The following is a 20533-nucleotide window of genomic DNA, read 5'->3' as shown; positions in this document are numbered from 1 at the left end:
GAGACCGCCGACCCGGGCGGGACGTGCACCGCGCGCAGTACGGCTATGCCGGGTCCCCGGCCTGGTCGGCGTCGTCGAAGGGCCAGCCCTGGGCCGCCAACCGCACCCGGACCCGCTCGACGTCGATGGGTGACGGCAGCTCATCGGTGATCTGGGTGATCAGCACGCCGATGTCGACATCGTCGAACTCGCCGCGCCGAACCAGCTCACAGGCGACCGCCTTGGCTTCGTCGTTGGACAGCCGGCGGGCCAGCAATGCGAGCACCGGGAAGGTGTCCGTGGCCGGAACGCCTTCCGGGTATCCCGCACGAAGCCAGGAGACGATGGAATTGAGAAATCCGTTCACGCTGTTGCAGCTTCCCCCGGTGTCCGGCGTGGTAACTCGGTGGGCATCAATTGATGCTACTTGGGTTTGGCGCCGAGGAATGGGGTGCCGATGTGATGGGCGATGAAGTCGCGCGAGATGTACAGCAAAGCGAAGGCGATCACGAGGATCACCACCGCATAGATCGCCCACGCGACCGCCAGCAGCGCCGGGTTCTTCTGCGGCGAGCCGCCATCGGTGCCGGCCTGTCCCGCGCCGATCGCCTGGAAGCGCAGCCCCAGGGCGAACAGCCCCGGCAAAGCGGCGCCGGCCAGCATGGCGAACGCCAGGATCTTGAGGGAGGCCTGGTAGTTGAACCAATCGCCGAAGTGACTCATCACGCGTTCGCCTTGATCGTGGGGTCGTCGGAGTCGAATCGGGAGGTCATGCCGCCGGAGGTGGGGCCGGCGTTCGAGGGCGGGTGCTGATCAATGGACTCCTCGAGCCCGGTGGTCAGGTCGCCCTTCCATTCGGCGTTGACGTTGTGGTGGTCGACCTTGACCCTGCGCGACCGGACGTAGATGGTGGCCGACACCCCGATCAGCAGCGCGAAGCCCACGATGGCGCCCGGGTAGCCGCCGATCAGGTGCACGATCCAGTAGGTGACCGCACCGACCAGCCCGGCCAGCGGAAGCGTGACCAGCCACGCGACGCCCATGCGGCCGGCGACGCCCCAGCGGACCTCACCGCCGGGCTTGCCCAACCCGCTGCCCAGCACCGAGCCGGTGCAGACCTGGGTGGTCGACAGCGCGTAGCCGAAGTGGGCGGACAGCAAAATCACCGCGGCCGAAGAGGATTCGGCCGCCATGCCCTGCGGCGACTGGATCTCGACCAGTCCCTTGCCCAGGGTGCGGATGATCCGCCAGCCGCCCAGATAGGTGCCGAGCGCCATCGACACCGCGCAACCGACGATGACCCACAGTGGCGGCATGGACGCGGTCTTGCTGACCGAGCCGTAGGACATCAGCGCCAGGAAGATGATGCCCATGGTCTTCTGCGCGTCGTTGGTGCCGTGGGCCAGCGAGACCAGCGATGCCGAGCCCCACTGGCCGTACCGGAAGCCGGCCTCGGTGCGCTTGGTCGGGATGCCGCGGGTGATTCGGTAGACCAGCCAGGTCGCCACCGCGCCGACCACGATGGCCAGGATCGCCGACACGACTGCCGGGATGATCGCCTTGGACACCACGCCCTTCCAGATCACCCCGTGCGCGCCGACGGCGGCGATCGTGGCTCCGACGATGCCGCCGATCAGGGCGTGCGACGAACTCGAGGGGATGCCGAGGAGCCAGGTCAGCAGGTTCCAGACGATGCCGCCGACGAGGCCGGCGAAAACCAGCTCCAGCGTCACGATGTGGCCGTCGATCAAGCCCTTGGCGATCGTCGCGGCGACGGCCGTGGACATGAACGCGCCGACGAGGTTGAGCACCGCGGACAGGGCGACGGCCGCTTTGGGCTTGAGCGCACCGCTGGCGATCGAGGTCGCCATCGCGTTGCCCGTGTCATGGAAGCCGTTGGTGAAATCGAAAGCCAGTGCCGTGATTACGACAATGATCAAGAGGAACAATTGGATGTTCACAGCGCCTGATTCTGGTGGTAGGAGGTTTCCATTGTCGAATGATGCGGGGGCCGAAACGCGGGTGTACCTTGAACCGTCGCCAGATGTTACCTCTCAGTTAACCGGCGTTTCCCTGTTGTTCACCCCGGGTGTCGCGCCGTAGCGGGTGCTCCGGCGGCACCTCGACGAAGATGAGCGTCAGCCCATCCGGATCGGTGACGTGCATCTCTTTCAGGCCCCATGGTTCCTGGCGAGCCTCGCGCGCGATCGACACCCCGCGGCCCGCCAATTCGGCCTGGGTGGCCTCGATTTCGCGGACCTGCAGCCACAGTGCACCGGGGAAGGCGGCCTGGGCGGGGTCCGGGGCGCCGTAACCCGCCAGCTCCAGCAACGACTGGCCCGCGAAAAAGACTGTGCCAGCGCCGTAGTCGCGCCAAATCGCCAGCCCGATCTCGTCGCGGTAGAAGGCTAGCGAGCGCTGATAGTCCGACGGCCGCAGCAGCATCCGGCTGGCCAGGATCTCCATAGCGTCGTGTCTACCATGCGGCCAGATCAGCCAGTGCCGGCGCGGTTGGGCTGGATGCTTTGGCGCTGCATCATCGCGTTCACCCAGCGCGGGCCGACGATGTCGAGCGCCCGGCCGGCGATCGCGATCCGCGGTGCGATCCGCACCGGCCGGGTGCGGGCGGCGGTGAGCATCCACTCGCCGGCCTCTTCTGAGGTCAGCGCGGCGACTCCCTCGTAGGCCTTGGTCGGCGCGATCATCGGGGTGGCGACCAGCGGGTAGTACAGCGTCGTCGAATGCACGCCCTTACTGCCCCATTCGGTTTCGATGACCCGGCTCACCGTTGACAGCGCGGCCTTCGAGGCGTTGTACACCGAGAACAGCGGCGAAGCCTCCGACATCACGCCCCAGGTGGAGACGTTGATGATGTGGCCGTCGCCGCGCTCGAGCATGCCGGGCGCCAGCCCCCGGACCAGCCGCAGCGGCGCGTAGTAGTTGAGCACCATGGTCCGCTCGACGTCATGCCAGCGGTCCAGCGATTCGGCCAGCGGCCGGCGGATGGACCGGCCGGCGTTGTTGACCAGGATGTCGATGCCGCCGAGACGCTGTTCGACGTCGGCGACCAAGGCGTCGACGGCGTCCATGTTCGAGACGTCGCACGGGATCGATATGGCCGCACCGCCCGCGGCCGTGATCCGCCCGGCCAGCGCGTCCAGCAGATCCTGGCGGCGTGCGACGGCAACCACCGTGGCGCCCGCTCGGGCGAACTGTTCGGCCGCGGCCTCGCCGATGCCCGAGGACGCCCCGGTCAGCAGGATGCGCTTGCCGGCCAGCTCGATCGGCTTGATCAACGGCCGGTTGACCAGTATCTGCGGCGCCATGGGCGGTCGCATGATCGCCAGGGAGAATTGGTCGGCGATCCGGCGGAGGGGACTTTTGCTCACGTGACGCGAGTCTAGGCGGGGCGCGCGTCGCTCCGAGCGTCACGCCAGCGTGACGTTGGCGCTCGAGTGTCACGCCAGCGTGACGTGGGTGCTCGAGTGTCACGCCAGCGTGACGTGGGCGCGCCCGCCGCTAGAAGTAGCGGGGGAACCGGCTCCAGTCTGGATCCCGCTTTTCCAGGAAGGCGTCGCGGCCCTCGACGGCCTCGTCGGTCATGTACGCCAGCCGGGTGGCCTCGCCCGCGAATAGCTGCTGGCCCACCAGGCCGTCGTCGAGCAGGTTGAACGCGAACTTCAGCATGCGTTGTGCCTGAGGCGATTTGGCGTTGATCTCGCGCGCCCATTGGATCGCCTCGGATTCGAGCTCCGCATGGTCGACGACGGCGTTGACCGCGCCCATGTGGTGCATCTGCTCGGCGGTGTAGGGGCGGCCCAGGAAGAAGATCTCGCGCGCGAACTTCTGGCCGACCTGGCGGGCCAGGTACGCGCTCCCGTAGCCGCCGTCGAAGCTGCCGACGTCGGCGTCGGTCTGCTTGAAGCGGGCGTGCTCGCGGCTGGCCAGGGTGAGGTCGCAGACCACGTGCAGGCTGTGCCCCCCGCCGGCCGCCCACCCGTTGACCAGGCAGATCACCACCTTGGGCATGAACCGGATCAGCCGTTGGACCTCCAGGATGTGTAACCGGCCGGCGCGGGCGGTGTCGACGGTGTCGGCGGTGTCGCCGCTGGCGTACTGGTAGCCGCTGCGCCCGCGGATGCGCTGATCGCCGCCGGAGCAGAATGCCCAGCCGCCGTCCTTGGGTGACGGTCCGTTGCCGGTCAGCAACACCACGCCGATGTCGGGGGACATCCGGGCGTGGTCGAGCACCCGGTAGAGCTCGTCGACGGTGTGCGGCCGGAACGCGTTGCGCACCTCGGGCCGGTCGAACGCCACCCGCACCGTGGCGTCCTCGACGTGCCGGTGATAGGTGATGTCGGTAAGGTCGCCGAAGCCGTCGACGGGACGCCAGGCCTGTGCATCAAAGGGGTTGTCACTCAACGTTTTTGAACTCCTATGCCGGATCAAGCCGGAATACCGGACACACGCCGGCCAGCGCCTCGAACTCCTCGGGGCTACCGTCGGTGACCAACCCAGAGCGTTTCATGAAGCCGACGCCGGTGGGCACCTCGGTGGGGAACGCCCGCAGGAAGGGCCGAGCCGCATCGGCGGGCAACTCGACCATCCGCACCCGCTCGGAGTGCCGGCCGCGGGCCAGCGTCGCGTACCCGGCGGCGCGGACGTTGCGGATCCAGTCCGCGCCCGGAAACCCGCCCACCACATAGCGTTTGCCGTCCACCGTCATCGGTGTCACCGGCGTCGACCGCGGCGTGCCGGACTTGCGGCCGGGCACGGTCAACACCACCGGGCTCTCGCCGCCGAAGCTCAGGCCCAGCCGTGACATCCGGATGAAGACCTTGTTGGCCGGCTTCAGCCACCACGGCGGCCGGACGCGTTTGCCGCTTCCCATAGGCAGCGACGTTACCTCTGAAAGGGCTCCGCACCATGAGCCTGGGGCACCGTCGTACCGACGGCGTCGAGCCGCGCCATCGCGTCGGCGTCCAGCGACACCGCGGCCGCGCCGAGGTTCTCCTCGAGGTGGGCGATCGACCGGGTGCCGGGAATCAGCAGCGTGTTCGACGCGTGGGCCACGATCCAGGCCAGCCCGACCTGGGACGGTGTCGCGCCGATTTCGCCGGCGATGTCGACGACCACCGGATGGTCGGCGACCTTCGGCAATCCCGGGAACGCCGAGCCGAGCGGGAAGTACGGCACCCACGCGATGCCCTCGGCCGTGCACAGTTCGAGCGTCGCTTCCTGGGAGCGGTCCAGCACGCTGTAGGCGTTCTGCACGCAGACGATTCCGGCGGGCAGCGCGCGGCGCACCATTTCGAGCGGCACGGCGCTGATCCCGATCCCGCCGATCTTGCCCGCATCGCGCAGGGCGATCATCTCGGCGAGTTGGTCGTCGAGGTCGACGATCTGGTCGCCCTCGGCGGCCAGGCCGGGACCGAGATCGAGCCGGCGCAGGTTCACCACCGGAATCTGGTCGAGGCCGAGTTCGCGCAGATCGTCCTCGACGGCGGCGCGCAGTTCGGCCGGCTTCTGGGCGGCGGCCAGCGGAATGGGTTGTTCGCCGGTGTAGCGGGCGCCGACCTTGCTGACGATGACGAGGTCGTCCGGGTAGGGGGCCAGCGCCGCGCGGATCCGGCGGTCCACCTCGCCGGGGCCGTAGAACGACGCGGTGTCGATGTGGTTGACGCCGAGTTCGATCGCGCGACGCAGGACCGCCGCCGCGTCGTCGACGGTCGGTGCCTCGAACAGTTGCATGGCGCCGTAGCCCATGCGGGCGACGGACCTCGTGCCGAGAGTGCCGATGCCGCCGGGCCGGGGTTGGTCAGTCATGGTGCTCCCTCGATCGTGAGACACTGGATAAATGCGGAGGGTCCTCCGCTTGTGTCAGCGTAGCAGAAACGGAGGAGCCTCCGCTTTGGTTGGAAGGTCGGATGCCCGTCGCAATCGCGAACGGTTGCTGCAGGCGGCCACTGCCGCTTTCACCGTGCACGGTGGATCGGTGTCGCTCGAGTCGATCGCCCGCGACGCGGGGGTGGGCATCGGCACCCTGTACCGCCACTTCCCCAACCGCGAGGCCCTCGTCGAGGCGATCTACCGTGCCGAGCTCGCCGAGGTGGCCGCGGCGGCCGGGCAGCTGCTCAAGCGGCATCCGCCCAAGGTTGCGCTGCGACGGTGGATGGACCGCTACGCGAGCTTCGTGGCCGCCAAACGCGGCATGGCCGAGTCCTTGCACGCGATTTTCGACTCGGGCGCTCTTGCGCCGAGCCAGACTCGCGACAGCATCGTGGGCGCCGTCGAGTTGCTGTTGCGCGCCGGCGCCGACGACGCAAGCCTGCGCGCCGACGTGCGCGCCGACGACGTGGTGTCCAGCCTGATCGGCATCTTCCTGGTCAGCGGTTCGCCGGAGCAGACCGGCCGCATGCTCGACCTGCTGGTGGCGGGGGTCTCGGCCTAGGCCCTACCCGCCGAACGTGAAGCTACTTTCACGCTCGCGCGCGAACATGAAGTTAGTTTCACGCTCGCGAGCTATCAGCCCACCGAGCGCGCGGCGCCCTCCCAGAATTGGGCGCGCACGGCCTTCTTGTCCGGCTTGCCCAGCCCCGTCAACGGCAGCGAGTCGGCGAGCACCACGCGCTTGGGCGACTGCACCGAACCCTTGCGATCCTTCACCGCGGCCTGGATCTCGGCGGTCATCTTCTCGATCGCCGCGTCATCGCGGGGCGCATCGGAGCGCAGCACGACCACCGCGGTGACGGCCTCGCCCCACTTCTCGTCCGGCGCGCCGACGACGCACACCTGGGCGATGGCCGGATGCTCGGCGACGACGTCCTCGACCTCGCGCGGAAACACGTTGAAGCCGCCGGTGACGATCATGTCCTTGACCCGGTCGACGATGAAGTAGAAGCCGTCCTCGTCCTCGCGGGCCATGTCGCCGGTGTGCAGCCAGCCGTCCTTGAACGTCTCGGCCGTCGCATCCGGCAGGTTCCAGTAACCGCCCGCCAACAACGGTCCGCTGACGCAGATCTCGCCCGGCTCGCCCTGCGGCACCGGCTTGCCGTCCTCGCCGAGCAGCGCCACCCGCGCGAACAGCGTCGGGCGCCCGCAGGAGGTGAGCCGCTTCTCGTCGTGCTCGTTCTTGGCCAGATAGGTGATGGCCATCGGCGCCTCGGATTGCCCGTAGTTCTGGGCGAAGATCTTGCCGAACCGGCGGATCGCCTCGGCCAGCCGCACCGGGTTGATCGCCGAGGCACCGTAGTAGACGGTCTCCAGCGACGACAGGTCGCGGGTGTGCGAATCCGGGTGGTCCATCAGCGCGTACAGCATCGACGGCACCAGGAAGGTGGCCGTAATGCGTTTCTCCTCAATGGTTTTCAGCACCTCGGCCGGGTCGAACTTGGGCAGCACATGCATCTCGCCGCCCTTGATCAGGGTGGGCAGGAAATACGCCGCCCCCGCGTGGGACAGCGGGGTGATCATCAAAAACCGCGGTTCCTCCGGCCATTCCCATTCGGAGAGCTGGATCTGGGTCATCGAGGAGATCGAGGCCGCGGTGCCCATCACGCCCTTGGGCTTGCCGGTGGTGCCCCCGGTGTAGGTGAGGCCGATGACCTGATCCGGCGGCAGGTCCGCGGCGGTCAGTGGCTGCGGGTCGTACTTGGCCGCCTCGGCCGCCAGGTCGACCGCCACCCCGCTGAGGGCCTCGGGCACCGGTCCGATGGTGAGGATCTGCTTGAGCCCGGGCACCTTCTCCAGCAGCGCCTGCGCCCGTTCGACGAACATCGGGTTGGGGTCGATGATCAGCGAGCTGATGCCGGCGTCGTTGAGCACGTAGGCGTGGTCGTCCAGTGAGCCCAGCGGGTGCAGGGCGGTGCGCCGGTAGCCTCGGGTCTGGCCGGCGCCGATGATCAACAGCACCTCGGGGCGGTTGAGCGACAGCAGGCCGACCGCGACGCCGCTGCCGGCGTCCAGCGCCTCGAACGCCTGGATGTACTGGCTGATCCGCTCGGCCATCTGACCACCGGTCAGCGTGGTGTCGCCGAGGAAAAGCACCGGCTTGGTCTTGTGGCGCTTGAGCGCGCCCACGAGCAGGTGGCCGTTATGGGTCGGGTTGCGCAACAGGTCGGCCGTCATGGCGCCGCTCCTCCTCATCGCTTTGCTCTGCATCGTCGCCGACGCGACTCATGAGCAAGACTAGAACGTGTTGCAATTTGCGTCAGCCGCACCCTGTTCGACACCGGCAATCAGTACGATTCCTGCCCATGGCCGATGCAGATCTCGTCGTTACCGGAACCATCCTGACCGTCGACGAGGCACGGCCTACCGCGGAGGCGCTCGCGGTGAAAGACGGCAGAATCGTCGCCGTTGGAACCCGCGCGGAAATTGCCGACTTCGCCGGCCCCGGCACCCGGACCGTCGATGTCGGCGACGGCTGTGTGATGCCCGGCTTCGTTGAGGCACACGGACATCCGCTGATGGAGGCGGTCGCGCTGTCGGACCGCCTCGTCGACATCCGGCCGGTCACGATGCGCGGCGCCGACGAGGTCGTCGCGGCGATTCATTCCGAGGTCGCCCGGCGGGGATCCGACGGCGCGTTCCTCAACGGCTGGGATCCGCTGTTGCAGAAGGGCCTTCCGGAGCCGACCCTGAACTGGCTCGACGGCATCGCGCCCGACAGCCCGCTGGTGATCATCCACAACTCGGGGCACAAGGCCTACTTCAACTCGCGCGCCGCCAAGCTGCACGGGCTCGACCGCGACACCCCGGACCCCAAGGGCGCCAAGTACGGCCGCGACGCCAACGGTGAACTCGACGGCACCGCCGAGGAGACCGGCGCGGTCTTCCCGCTGCTGGCCGGGGCCATCGACTTCGCGGACTACCCGCAGATGCTGCTCGCCGAGTGCGCGAGGCTCAACCGCGCCGGCCTGACCACCTGCTCGGAGATGGCGTTCGACCCGAACTTCCGGCCGGTGGTCGAACAGCTGCGCGAGCAACTCACGGTTCGGCTGCGCACCTACGAGATCTCCAACCCGCAGATGTCCACCGCCGCCACACCCGGGCAGGGCGACGACATCCTGCGGCAGGTCGGCATCAAGATCTGGGTCGACGGCTCGCCCTGGATCGGCAACATCGACCTTTCGTTTCCGTACCTGGACACCGAGGCCACCCGGATCATCGGCGTCGTGCCGGGCTCCTGCGGCTGCGCCAATTACACGAAAGAGCAGCTGCACGAGATCGTCGGCGCGTACTTCCCGCTGGGCTGGCCGATGGCCTGCCACGTGCAGGGCGACGCCGGCGTGGACACCATCCTGGACGTGTACGAAGAGGCCCTCACGCGCCATCCGCGCGACGACCACCGGCTGCGGCTCGAACACGTCGGCGCCATCCGGCCCGAGCAGCTCCAGCGGGCCCATGACCTCGGGGTGACCTGCAGCATCTTTGTCGACCAGATCCACTACTGGGGCGACGTCATCGTCGACGGCCTGTTCGGCGAAGAACGTGGAACCCGTTGGATGCCGGCCGGATCCGCGGTGGCCACCGGGATGCGCATCTCGCTGCACAACGACCCGCCCGTCACGCCCGAGGAGCCGCTGCGCAACATCAGCGTTGCCGTGACCCGCACGGCGCCCAGCGGCCGGGTGCTCGGACCCGAGGAACGCCTGACCGTGGAGCAGGCGATCCGCGCGCAAACCATCGACGCGGCCTGGCAGCTGTTCTCCGACGACGTGATCGGCTCGCTGGAGGTCGGCAAATACGCCGACCTGGTGGTGCTCTCCGCCGATCCGCGAACGGTGCCGCCCGAGCAGATCGCCGACCTTCAGGTGCGCGCGACGTATCTGGCGGGCCGCCAGGTCCACAGCGCGTGACGCCGACGCTCGCGGACCTGCTCGACCGCCTGCACGTGGTGGCGCTGCCGATGCGGGTGCGCTTTCGCGGCATCACCACCCGCGAAGTGGCGCTGATCGAGGGCCCGGCCGGGTGGGGCGAATTCGGGGCCTTCGTCGAATACGAGCCGCGCGAGGCCGCGCAGTGGCTGGCGTCGGGCATCGAAGCCGCCTACCGGACGCCGCCGCCGACCCGTCGCGACCGCGTCCCGATCAACGCGACCGTGCCGGCCGTGCTCGCCGCCGACGTTCCGGAAGTGCTCGCCCGCTTCCCCGGGGCCCGCACTGCCAAGGTGAAGGTGGCCGAGCCCGGGCAGTCGCTGGCCGACGACGTCGCCCGGGTCAACGCCGTGCGCGCACTGGTCCCCACGGTGCGGGTGGACGCCAACGGCGGGTGGAGCGTCGAGGAGGCCGTGCGGGCCGCGGCCGCGCTGACCGCCGACGGGCCGCTGGAATACTTCGAACAGCCCTGCGCAAGCGTCGACGAGCTCGCGGAGCTGCGCCGGCGCACGGACGTGCCGATCGCCGCCGACGAGAGCATCCGAAAGGCCGACGACCCGCTGGCCGTGGTCCGCGCCCACGCCGCCGACATCGCGGTGCTCAAAGTCGCTCCGCTGGGCGGGATTTCGGCCATGCTCGAGATCGCCGCGCAGATCGACATCCCGGTCGTGATTTCCAGTGCGTTGGATTCGGCGGTGGGAATCGGCGCCGGGCTGCGCGCCGCGGCGGCCCTGCCGCAACTCCGGCACGCCTGCGGCCTGGGCACCGGCGGGCTCTTCGTCGACGACGTCGCCGAGACCGCCGCGCCGGTCGACGGCGCCCTGCCGGTGGGGCCGGTCACGCCCGACCCCGAGCGGCTGCGGGCCCTGCGGGCGGCGCCGGAGCGGCGGCAGTGGTGGATCGACCGGGTCAAGGCGTGCCATCGGTTGCTTGTACCGTCGTCCGGGTGATCAACCTGGCTTACGACGACCGCGGCTCCGGTGATCCCGTGGTATTCATCGCCGGCCACGGCGGCGCCGGACGAACCTGGCACCCCTATCAAGTCCCCGCGTTTCTGGCGGCCGGATACCGCGTCATCACCTTCGACAATCGCGGAATCGGCGCCACGGAGAACGCCCAGGGGTTCACGACGGAAACCATGGTCGCCGACACCGCGGCGCTGATCGAGGGCTTGAATGCGGCCCCGGCCCGCATCGTCGGGATGTCGATGGGCGCGTACATCGCCCAGGAGCTCATGCTGGCCCGGCCCGAACTGGTCAGTTCGGCGGTGCTGATGGGGACCCGCGGCCGCATGGACCGGGCCCGGCAGTTCTTCCGCGACGCCGAGGCCGAGCTGTCCGACACCGGTGTCGAGATGCCCGCCGCATACGACGCCAAAATCCGCCTGCTGGAGAACTTCTCCCGCAAGACGCTCAACGATGACACCGCCGTCGCCGACTGGATCGCGATGTTCTCCACCTGGCCCCTCAAGCCCACCCCGGGCACGCGCGCGCAGCTCGATATCGCGCCGTACACCAGCCGGTTGACCGCCTACCGCAGCATCACGACCCCGGTGCTGGTGATCGGCTTCTCCGACGACGTGCTGACCCCGCCGCACATGGGCCGCGAGGTCGCGGACGCGCTGCCCAACGGCCGCTACGTGCAGATACCCGACGCCGGTCATCTCGGGTTCTTCGAGCGACCGGACGAGGTCAACGCGGCCATGCTCAAGTTCTTCGGCGAGGCCTACGGCTGAGCGCACCCGGCGGGCATCCTCAGCCGGCTGTGACACCCTGTAGGAGTGAACCCCTCGACGACCCAGGCTCGCGTCGTCGTTGACGAGCTGATTCGCGGCGGCGTCCGCGACGTGGTGCTCTGCCCCGGTTCGCGGAACGCCCCGCTGGCTTTCGCGTTGCAGGACGCCGACCGCTCCGGACGTATCCGCCTGCACGTCCGCATCGACGAGCGCACCGCCGGCTACCTGGCGATCGGCCTGGCCATCGCCGCCGGCGCGCCGGTCTGCATCGCCATGACCTCCGGCACGGCCGTCGCCAACCTCGGCCCGGCGGTGATCGAGGCCAACTACGCCCGGGTGCCGCTGATCGTGCTCTCGGCCAACCGGCCCTACGAGCTGCTGGGCACCGGGGCAAACCAGACCATGGAACAGCTGGGCTACTTCGGCACGCAGGTGCGGGCCACCATCAGCCTGGGTCTGGCCGAGGACGCCCCCGATCGGTTGGATTCCCTGAACGCCACCTGGCGGTCGGCGACCTGCCGGGTGCTGGTGGCCGCCACCGGATCCCGGACCGCCAACGCCGGCCCCGTGCAGTTCGACATCCCGCTGCGCGAACCGTTGGTACCCGATCTCGACCCTCAAACGCCGACGCCGCAGGGCCGCCCGGGTGGGCGGCCGTGGACCTACACCCCGCCGGTCAGCTTCGACCAGCCGCTGGACATCGACCTGTCACCCGACACGGTCGTCATCGCCGGGCACGGCGCGGGCCTGCAGCCCAACCTCGCCCAGCTGCCGACCGTCGCCGAGCCGACCGCGCCCGCGCCGGCCAACCCGCTGCACCCGCTCGCGCTGCCCCTGCTGCGGCCCAAGCAGGTGATCATGCTCGGCCGCCCCACCCTGCACCGGCCGGTGTCGGCGTTGCTGGCCGACCCGCAGGTGCCGGTGTTCGCGCTGACCACCGGGCCGCGCTGGCCGGACGTCTCGGGCAACTCGCAGGCCACCGGGACCCGGGCGGTCACCACCGGAGCACCGAACCCGGCGTGGCTGCGCCGCTGCGCGGAGACCAACCGGCACGCGCTGGCCGCCGTCCGCGAACAGCTCGACGCCCACCCGCTGACCACCGGCCTGCACGTCGCGGCGGCCGTGGCCGCCGCGCTGGCGCCGGGCGATCAGCTGGTGCTCGGGGCCTCCAACCCGGTCCGCGACGCCGCGCTGGTCGGCCTGGACACCCGCGACATCCGGGTGCGGTCCAACCGCGGCGTCGCCGGGATCGACGGGACGGTGTCCACCGCCATCGGGGCGGCGCTCGCCCACGAACGCGAGGGCGGCCCGGACAGCCCGGCGCGCACCGTCGCGCTGATCGGCGACCTGACGTTCGTGCACGACAGCTCCGGATTGCTCATCGGGCCCACCGAGCCCACCCCGCGCCGGCTGACCATCGTCGTCTCCAATGACAACGGCGGCGGCATCTTCGAATTGCTCGAACAGGGCGACCCGCGGTTCTCCGACGTCTCGTCGCGGATTTTCGGCACCCCGCACGACGTCGACGTGGGAGCGCTGTGCCGCGCCTACCACGTCGAGAGCCGGCAGATCGAGGTGGGCGAATTGCCCACCGCGCTCGACGAACCCGGCGCCGGCATGCGGGTGCTGGAGGTCAAGGCCGACCGGTCGTCATTGCGGCAGCTGCACGCCGCGATCAAGGCCGCGCTATGAGGCGCACCTAGATGCCGATGTCACCAAAAGCCCTGCTGCGCTTGCTGATTCATGGCCGAAGCGACGAACCGCCGAAAACGCGAGCCAGAATTGCGTTGCGGTGGGCCAGAATTGCGGTGCTGATCGTGGCCGGCCTGGTCACGTTGCAGTCCATGCTGCTGGTGGCCGGCGCCTGGCGCGACGACCTCGCGATCACTCACAACATGGGTGTCGCGCAGGCGGAGGTGCTCAGCGCCGGACCGCGCCGTTCCACCATCGAATTCGTCACCCCCGAGCGGGTCACCTACCGTCCCGAGCTCGGGGTGCTCTACCCGTCGCATTTGGCCACCGGGATGCGGATCTACGTGGAGTACAACAAGAACGATCCGAACCTGGTGCGCGTGCAGCATCGCAATGCCGGGCTGGCGATCATCCCGGCCGGGTCCATCGCGGTGGTGGGCTGGCTGGGCGCGGCGGCGATCCTGATCGCGCTGGCGCTGGGCGACAAGTGGCTCGATCGGCGTGACGTACGCCCCGCCGCGACCGAGAAACCGCCCGCCGATAGCGTCGGACCTGCAAATTTCGCATGACGTATGCCCGCAGGCAACCTTGTCGACAGTCGGCGCTGACACGGTGTTGATGTGCGCGTTGCCATCGTCGCGGAATCGTTTCTCCCCGAAGTCAACGGTGTCAGCAACTCGGTGATCCGGGTGCTCGAGCATCTGCGCCGGACGGGCCACGAAGCCCTCGTCGTCGCCCCCGACACCCCTCCCGGGCAGCCGCGGGCGGATCGCATCTACGACGGGATCCGGGTGCACCGGGTGCCGTCCCGGATGTTTCCCAAGGTGACCACCCTGCCCCTCGGTGTGCCGACGCCCCGGCTGGTGAAGGTGCTGCGCGGATTCGATCCCCACGTGGTTCACCTGGCGTCGCCGGCGCTGCTGGGCTACGGCGGGCTGCGGGCGGCCCGGTGGCTGGGAATTCCGACGGTCGCGGTGTACCAGACCGACGTCCCGGGCTTCGCGGCCAGCTACGGCATTCCGATGACCGCGCGCGCCGCCTGGGCCTGGTTCCGTCATCTGCACAGCCTCGCCGACCGCACCCTGGCGCCATCCAGTGTGACCATGGAATCGCTTGTCGCTCACCGGTTTCCGCGGGTGCATCGATGGGCGCGCGGCGTCGACGTGCTGCGGTTCGCGCCGTCAGCGCGCGACGAGGCGCTGCGACGACAGTGGTCACCGCAGGGCAAGCCCGTCGTCGGGTTCGTGGGTCGCCTCGCGCCCGAGAAACACGTCGAGCGTCTGGCCGGGCTGGCCGCGAACGACGCGGTTCAGCTCGTCATCGTGGGCGACGGCGTCGACCGCAGCAAGCTGCAATCGGCAATGCCGACAGCGGTTTTCACCGGTGCGCTGTACGGCGACGAACTCGCAGCGGCGTACGCCAGCATGGACGTGTTCGTGCATCCCGGCGAGCACGAGACGTTTTGTCAGGTCGTGCAGGAAGCGCTGGCGTCGGGGTTGCCGGTGATCGCCCCCGACGCCGGCGGCCCTCGTGACCTCGTCACACCGTGGCGTACCGGTCTGCTGCTGGCCGTCAACGAGTTCGAGTCCCGGCTGCCCGACGCGGTCGCCCACCTGATCGCCGAACGGACCCGCTACGCCCCGGCCGCCCGGCGCAGTGTGGTCGGCCGGAGCTGGCCGGTCATCTGCGACGAGTTGCTGGGTCACTACGAGGCGGTGCTGTCGCCGTTCGTCCGGCGGCAGATCGCCGCCGGGCGGCACGCGCAGGGCGAGTGAGCCGACCCTATGACGGGTCGAATTCGATTGGCAGCGTGGCCGGTCCGCTGATGGCGGTGAGGGGCTTCCATGGGGCGGGGCCGGTGCGGCGGGCGTTGGGCATGCGCCGGGCCATGACCTTCAGGGCTTCGCTCAGCTCCAGTCGGGCCAGATTGGCGCCCAGGCAGTAGTGCATGCCGGCGCCGAAGGTCTGCATCGGCGCGGCATCCACGCGGGTGATGTCGAGCCGGTCGGGAACGTCGTAGACGGCGGGGTCGCGGTTTGCGGCGGCCGTGTTGGCGATCACCAGTGTGCCGGCCGGGATCATGAACCCGGCGACCTCGACGTCCTCGAGGGCGATGCGCAGGGTGAGGCCCGCGATCGGTGAATGCCGCATCGTCTCCTCGACCGCGTTTGCCGCGAGCTCAGGGTGCTGGGCCAGCAGCGCCCACTGGTCGGGGTGATCGCACAGCACCTGCACGGAGGCGGCCAGCTGGTTGCGGGTGGTGTCCGTGCCGGCCATCAGCAGGCCCGCTACCAGCATCCGCAGCTCCTCGGCGTTGAGGTGATCACCGTCGTCCTCCGCGCGGATCAGGTCCGAGAGCAGGTCGTCGGTCAGCGTGAGCCGCCGCTGGGCGACCATGTCGTCGATGTAGGCGTCGAGCTCGTCCCAGGCCGCCAGGATGGCCCGCTCATGCGCCGCGACCTCCCAGCTGAAGGCCTTGAAGATGTCGTCTGTCCACTCCGAGAACAGCTTCCAGTCCTCGGCCGGGGCGCCCAACAGCGCACAGATGATCGGGATCGGATATTGGCGGGCGATGTCGCTGACCACCTCGCAGCGTCCGGCCGCGCTGTGGTGGTCTATGAGTTCGTTGATCACGTCGACGATCGTGGTGCCCAGCCGCGCGGTGGCCCGCGGTGTGAAGGCCTTGGACACCAGGCGGCGCAGCCGCTGGTGCGCGGGACCGTCGAGGCTGATCAGGTTCGTTGCCACCCGCTCCCACAGCGGGCCACTGGTGATGCCCTGTGAGGCCAGGAACATCCCCTGGGGCACGCGAAATCGCGGGTCACGCAGGACGGTTCGAACCAGTTCATAGGTCAAGAACTCCGGCCCGTGGGGGCCGATGGCGATCGGCGCCTGCCGTCGTGCGCGGCTGATGATCTCGTGCGCCTCTTCCAGGCTTCGGCAACGCTCATAATCAATCGCAGGAAGTCCGGCGTCGAAGACGTTCGGGCAGCTCGGCGCGTCAACGGTGATGGTCATGGTGGCCCCCAGGGCTGGTCGGCGAAGTACCTTCACGCCTCAGCCTGGGCGGTTCGGCCTTCAAGCACATGCGTAGCCGACTACCTGTCTTGCCGTAGCAGTACTCGCCGCCCGGTGCGTGCGGGTGCCCCACCGCCTATTCTTTGAGAACTCTGGAAACCTTGGGGCCCCGGACCGGCGGAGGGTCGAATGACGGCCATAGCGGCGTGCCAAACGTGCGGCACCGAGCCGCTGGAGAACGCCCGCTTTTGCCACGGCTGCGGATCCCCGGTCAAAGGACCGGATGTCCGTGCAGAGTACAAGCAGGTCACGGTCCTGTTCGCCGATGTAGTGCATTCGATGGACATCGCGGCGGCGGTGGGTGCGGAACGACTCCGAGAGATCATGGCCGACGTCGCCGACCTCTGCGCGGCGGTGGTGCAGCGCTACGGCGGCACGGTGGACAAGTTCACCGGCGACGGCATCATGGCGGTGTTCGGCGCGCCGGTTGCACTGGAGGACCACGCGGTTCGCGCCTGCTTGGCGGCGCTGGGACTTCAGGAGGACGTGAAGCGCCTAGCCATCGACGTCGACGCCCGCGACGGTGTGCATCTGCAGCTGCGGGTAGGCCTCAACTCCGGTCAGGTGATCGCCGGCGAAATCGGCTCGGGGCCTTTCGGTTACACCGCGATAGGTGAGCAAGTCGGCATGGCTCAGCGGATGGAATCGGCGGCTCCGCCGGGCGGGGTGATGCTCAGCGCCCCGACAGCGCGACTCGTCGAGGGCGCGGCGAATCTGGGTGGATCAGAGTTGGTCCGGATCAAGGGTTCTGACACGCCAGTGCCGGCCCATCGGCTGCTGGGCATGGGCGAAAAGCAGCGCGATGCCTGGCATGGCGAGTCGAAGCTGATCGGCAGGGGCGGAGAGATGTCGGCGGTCGAGGGCTTGCTCGAGCGCGCGCTCGATGGCCACGGGGCGGTTGTCGGAGTCGCGGGGCCACCGGGCATCGGCAAGAGCCGTCTGGTGCGCGACGTCTCGGCCATGGCAGCCGTGCGGGGTGCCGACGTGTTCGTCGCCTCCTGCGAATCGCACACCAGCCAGATCCCGTTTTACGTTGTGGGGCGACTGCTGCGCGCGGTCACGGGCATCAAGGGCCTTGACCCGCCCACCGCCCGGGCGCGGATCCGGGGTCGGGCTCGCCATGCGGAGCCAGAGGACTTGTTGCTCTTGAACGACCTGCTGGGCATCGCCGATCCCGATGTCGAGCTGCCCAAGATCGATCCCGAGGCGCGCAGGCGGCGGTTGACCGGGCTGGTCAACGCCGCGTCGCTGGCCCGCGAAACCCCGGCGCTGTTCGTCATCGAAGACGCGCACTGGATCGACGAGGTCAGCGAGTCGCTGCTGACCGATTTCATCGCCATAATCCCTAGGACACCCACGCTGGTGCTGGTCACCTATCGCCCCGAATATCGAGGCGCGTTGGGCGAAGTCGCCGGTGCGCGAACCATCGCCCTTTCGCCACTGAGCGATTCGGAGACCGCAGGACTGGTCTCGCACCTGCTCGGGGCACACCCGTCGGTCGCTGAGTTGGCCACCATGATCACCGAGCGGGCCGCGGGGAACCCGTTCTTCGCCGAGGAAATAGTGCGCGAGCTTGCCGACCGCGGTGTGTTGCAAGGCATTTCGGGCGCCTACGTCTCGACGGCGGAAGGCGCTGCGGTGCGCGTGCCCGCCACGCTGCAAGCCACTATCGCCGCGCGCATCGACCGGCTGGGCCAGAAGGCGAAACGCACCCTGAGCGCGGCGGCGGTCATCGGCTCGAACTTCAACCGGGATCTGTTGGAAACCTTGGGCATCGAGCCGGTGCTCGAGGAGCTGGTGTCGGCCCAGCTCATCAATCAAATGCCCAGCCAGCAACCCGAGTATGCGTTCTACCATCCGCTGATTCGGGAGGTGGCTTACGAATCGCAGCTTCGATCGGACCGTGCCGAGCTGCACCGGCGCATCGCGGCCGCGATCGAATCACGCGCTCCGGGAGCGGCCGACGAACACGCCGCCCTGATCGCCGGGCATTTGGAGGCCGCCGGTGACGAGCACGGCGCTTACGGCTGGCACATGCGCGCCGCGGCATGGGCGACCAACCGCGACATCGCCGCGGCGTGGCTGAGCTGGGAACGTGCCCGAACGATCGCCGACGCCCTACCCGCCGATGACCCGAACCGCGTGGCCATGCGCATCGCGCCCCGAACCATGTTGTGTGGCATCGCCTTCCGGGTCAATGAGCACGTGGCCGGTGCGCGCTTCGATGAGTTTCGCGAATTGTGCGCCGCGGCCGGCGATAAGCCCTCGCTGGCCATCGGCATGGTGGGGCTCGTGATGGATTATGCGCTTGACGACCGGCGGCGCGAGGCCTCGCAGGTGGCATCGGAGGCCATGGCCCTCATCGAATCGATCGACGACCCGACGTTGACGGTAGGCCTGTCCGTCGCCCCCATCTTCGCCAAGGGTGAGAACGTCGAATATTCGGATGTGTTGCGCTGGTCCCAGCGAGTCATCGAGCTCGCCGCCGGTGACCCGGCCAAGGGCAACTTCATCATCGGATCTCCCTTAGCGCTGGCCTTGACCAACCAGGCTATCGCTCGTTATGCCCTCGGTCGCGACGGATGGCGAGAAGGACTGGAGCAGGGCCTTGTTATGGCCCGCAGCACCGACCCCATGTCCTACGTCACCGTTGTGGCATACGTCTACTTCGCGGGAATAGCTTTCGGCGCAATGAGATCCGACGATCGTGCGGTACGCGAGATCGAGAATTCCTTGGAGATCGCCGAACGATCCGGTGATGACATGGCGCTGGCCATCGCCCGGATGACCTTGGGTGTAGCGCTGGTGCATCGGGGCGCCGGAATGGAGCGCGACCGCGGACATACGCTGCTGGCCGGGCTCAACGATGGGTCCGTACGCCCCAAATACCTTCTGTCGCAACTATCGATCGTCGAAATGTATGTGGCGCGCGAGAGGGCTCGGCATGGAGATCGCGGTCAGGCCATACCGCTCATGCAGGCCACCGTCGACCATCTGTTCCGCAACGGCCTGGCGCTGGGGTGGGGCCTTCCCGCGACGGGTGCTCTGGTGGAGGCATTGCTCGACAGCCCATCCGCCGCGCAGCTGACCGAAGCCGAGGCCGCTGTCGAGCGGCTGGCGGCCGAACCGGCCGAAGAGGTTCTGGCGATACGTGAGGTCTGGGTGCTACGGCTCCGGGCGCTGCTGGCGCGAGCACGCGGCGAGGATGCCGCGTATCAGGACTTCAGGGATCGCTATCGCGCGATGGCCCACGAACACGGCTACGACGGCCACATCGCGTGGGCCGCGGCGCTGGGGTGACACCGGCTCCGAGCTAGTCGCTAATCACCCCTGCGCCAGCTCGGCGACCGGCTGCCATTCCTCCCAGTTCGCGAGCCGGCTCTCGTAGTCGGCCTTCGCGGTTTCCAGCGGCGAAGCGCCGAAAAACACTCGCAGCGGCGGCTTTTCGGCGCCGACGACCTTGAGCAGGGCCGCGGCGGACGCCGACGGGTCACCCGGGCTGGCCCACCGGCGGCTGCGCTCGGCCTGCACGGCGGCGCGAACATCGTCGTAGGCCGACAGCGGATCGGCATGCCTGGCCGAGTCGCCGGCCCAGTCGGTGTCGAAACCGCCCGGCTCGATCAGCGTGACGTGCACACCGAACGGAGCGACCTCTTGCGCCAGCGCCTGCGAAAAGCCCTCCAGCGCCCACTTCGACGCGTGGTAGATGCCGACCAAGGGGAACGCGGTGATGCCGCCGATCGAGGAAACCTGAATGATGTGGCCGCTGCCCTGCTCCCGCAGGTAGGGTAGCGCGGCCTGCGTGATCCACAGCGCCCCAAACACATTTGTTTCGATCTGATCGCGTGCGTCTTGCTCGGAGAGCTCCTCGACGAACCCGAACTGGCCGTAGCCGGCGTTGTTCACCACGATGTCGAGCCGGCCGAAGTGGTCGTGCGCGCGCTTGACCGCCGCGAAATCCGCCGCCCGATCGGTCACGTCCAGGCGAATCGGGAGCAGCGCGTCGCCGTACTTCTGCACCAAGTCGTCCAGCGCGGTGGTGTTGCGGGCCGTGGCGGCAACCTTGTCGCCGCGCTCCAGCGCCGCGATCGTCCACGCCCTGCCGAAACCTCGCGATGTACCGGTGATAAACCAAACTTTTTCAGTCACGCCCCCTTACAACGCCGACGGC

Annotated in this window: 19 protein-coding genes; 8 read left to right on the top strand and 11 right to left on the bottom strand. The window is 68.8% G+C overall.

The annotated features are described in order from the left end of the window. Positions 1 to 43: 43 nt before the first annotated feature. From AC5Y4T_RS12860 to AC5Y4T_RS12825, 8 genes are all read right to left on the bottom strand, one after another. On the bottom strand, positions 44 to 346 hold the full coding sequence (locus AC5Y4T_RS12860; protein ID WP_499918087.1) for a DUF3349 domain-containing protein: 303 nt from the start codon (positions 344 to 346) through the stop codon (positions 44 to 46). Between the two features lie 56 nt (positions 347 to 402). Then, complete coding sequence (locus AC5Y4T_RS12855) at positions 403 to 702, bottom strand: hypothetical protein (protein ID WP_499918088.1); 300 nt, start codon at positions 700 to 702, stop codon at positions 403 to 405. After that, positions 702 to 1940, bottom strand: coding sequence for an inorganic phosphate transporter (locus AC5Y4T_RS12850; protein ID WP_499953465.1), 1239 nt, complete (start codon positions 1938 to 1940; stop codon positions 702 to 704). The genes AC5Y4T_RS12855 and AC5Y4T_RS12850 overlap by 1 nt, the downstream gene beginning before the upstream one ends. A 97-nt stretch (positions 1941 to 2037) precedes the next feature. Then, the gene (locus tag AC5Y4T_RS12845) at positions 2038 to 2445 is read right to left on the bottom strand and encodes a VOC family protein (protein ID WP_499953463.1); all 408 of its coding nucleotides are present in this window, start codon (positions 2443 to 2445) and stop codon (positions 2038 to 2040) included. 26 nt (positions 2446 to 2471) lie between these two features. Continuing rightward, positions 2472 to 3368, bottom strand: a complete 897-nt coding sequence (locus tag AC5Y4T_RS12840; RefSeq protein WP_499953461.1) for an SDR family oxidoreductase — start codon at positions 3366 to 3368, stop codon at positions 2472 to 2474. A 130-nt stretch (positions 3369 to 3498) separates the two neighbouring features. Further along, complete coding sequence (locus AC5Y4T_RS12835; protein WP_499947980.1) at positions 3499 to 4401, bottom strand: 1,4-dihydroxy-2-naphthoyl-CoA synthase; 903 nt, start codon at positions 4399 to 4401, stop codon at positions 3499 to 3501. 13 nt (positions 4402 to 4414) lie between these two features. Continuing rightward, positions 4415 to 4870, bottom strand: a complete 456-nt coding sequence (locus tag AC5Y4T_RS12830; protein ID WP_499953459.1) for a nitroreductase family deazaflavin-dependent oxidoreductase — start codon at positions 4868 to 4870, stop codon at positions 4415 to 4417. Positions 4871 to 4881: 11 nt separating this feature from the next. Continuing rightward, on the bottom strand, positions 4882 to 5805 hold the full coding sequence (locus tag AC5Y4T_RS12825) for an aldo/keto reductase (RefSeq protein ID WP_499953456.1): 924 nt from the start codon (positions 5803 to 5805) through the stop codon (positions 4882 to 4884). An 85-nt stretch (positions 5806 to 5890) separates the two neighbouring features. Between AC5Y4T_RS12825 and AC5Y4T_RS12820 the strand changes: the two genes are divergently transcribed. Further along, positions 5891 to 6430 carry a TetR/AcrR family transcriptional regulator gene (locus AC5Y4T_RS12820; protein WP_499953454.1) on the top strand — a complete coding sequence of 180 codons (540 nt, stop codon included), beginning with the start codon at positions 5891 to 5893 and terminating at the stop codon, positions 6428 to 6430. 74 nt (positions 6431 to 6504) lie between these two features. Here the strand turns inward: AC5Y4T_RS12820 and fadD8 are convergent, their stop codons facing one another. Further along, positions 6505 to 8139: a fatty-acid--CoA ligase FadD8 gene (gene fadD8, locus AC5Y4T_RS12815; protein ID WP_499953451.1), complete on the bottom strand. Its 1635-nt coding sequence runs from the start codon at positions 8137 to 8139 to the stop codon at positions 6505 to 6507. A 95-nt stretch (positions 8140 to 8234) separates the two neighbouring features. On the opposite strand from fadD8, the gene AC5Y4T_RS12810 reads away from it, so the two are divergent. Genes AC5Y4T_RS12810 through AC5Y4T_RS12785 form a run of 6 tightly spaced genes read left to right on the top strand, consistent with a single transcriptional unit; the run spans position 8235 to position 15059 of the window. Beyond that, positions 8235 to 9839 (top strand): amidohydrolase, encoded by a 1605-nt coding sequence (locus tag AC5Y4T_RS12810; RefSeq protein ID WP_499953447.1) that lies wholly within the window; start codon positions 8235 to 8237, stop codon positions 9837 to 9839. Between the two features lie 50 nt (positions 9840 to 9889). Continuing rightward, positions 9890 to 10807: an o-succinylbenzoate synthase gene (locus tag AC5Y4T_RS12805; RefSeq protein WP_499953502.1), complete on the top strand. Its 918-nt coding sequence runs from the start codon at positions 9890 to 9892 to the stop codon at positions 10805 to 10807. After that, positions 10804 to 11592, top strand: a complete 789-nt coding sequence (locus tag AC5Y4T_RS12800) for an alpha/beta fold hydrolase (RefSeq protein WP_499918098.1) — start codon at positions 10804 to 10806, stop codon at positions 11590 to 11592. The genes AC5Y4T_RS12805 and AC5Y4T_RS12800 overlap by 4 nt, the downstream gene beginning before the upstream one ends. A 45-nt stretch (positions 11593 to 11637) precedes the next feature. Then, positions 11638 to 13284 (top strand): 2-succinyl-5-enolpyruvyl-6-hydroxy-3-cyclohexene-1-carboxylic-acid synthase, encoded by a 1647-nt coding sequence (gene menD, locus AC5Y4T_RS12795; protein WP_499953433.1) that lies wholly within the window; start codon positions 11638 to 11640, stop codon positions 13282 to 13284. 11 nt (positions 13285 to 13295) lie between these two features. Next, positions 13296 to 13853 carry a DUF3592 domain-containing protein gene (locus AC5Y4T_RS12790; protein ID WP_499953428.1) on the top strand — a complete coding sequence of 186 codons (558 nt, stop codon included), beginning with the start codon at positions 13296 to 13298 and terminating at the stop codon, positions 13851 to 13853. A 51-nt stretch (positions 13854 to 13904) separates the two neighbouring features. Continuing rightward, positions 13905 to 15059 (top strand): glycosyltransferase family 4 protein, encoded by a 1155-nt coding sequence (locus tag AC5Y4T_RS12785; RefSeq protein WP_499953425.1) that lies wholly within the window; start codon positions 13905 to 13907, stop codon positions 15057 to 15059. A 7-nt stretch (positions 15060 to 15066) separates the two neighbouring features. On the opposite strand, the gene AC5Y4T_RS12780 is transcribed toward AC5Y4T_RS12785, so the two are convergent. After that, positions 15067 to 16302, bottom strand: coding sequence for a cytochrome P450 (locus tag AC5Y4T_RS12780; RefSeq protein WP_499953423.1), 1236 nt, complete (start codon positions 16300 to 16302; stop codon positions 15067 to 15069). Positions 16303 to 16491: 189 nt separating this feature from the next. Here AC5Y4T_RS12780 and AC5Y4T_RS12775 point away from each other — a divergent pair, with 189 nt between their 5' ends. Then, positions 16492 to 19662 (top strand): ATP-binding protein, encoded by a 3171-nt coding sequence (locus tag AC5Y4T_RS12775; protein WP_499953420.1) that lies wholly within the window; start codon positions 16492 to 16494, stop codon positions 19660 to 19662. A 24-nt stretch (positions 19663 to 19686) separates the two neighbouring features. On the opposite strand, the gene AC5Y4T_RS12770 is transcribed toward AC5Y4T_RS12775, so the two are convergent. Beyond that, positions 19687 to 20511, bottom strand: coding sequence for an SDR family oxidoreductase (locus tag AC5Y4T_RS12770; protein WP_499953416.1), 825 nt, complete (start codon positions 20509 to 20511; stop codon positions 19687 to 19689). Positions 20512 to 20533 lie beyond the last annotated feature (22 nt).

The sequence above is a fragment of the Mycobacterium sp. NGS11 genome, from assembly GCF_059813315.1.
The sequence above is the reverse complement of the archived record's forward strand: the minus strand, read 5'-3'. Positions and strand labels throughout refer to the sequence as shown.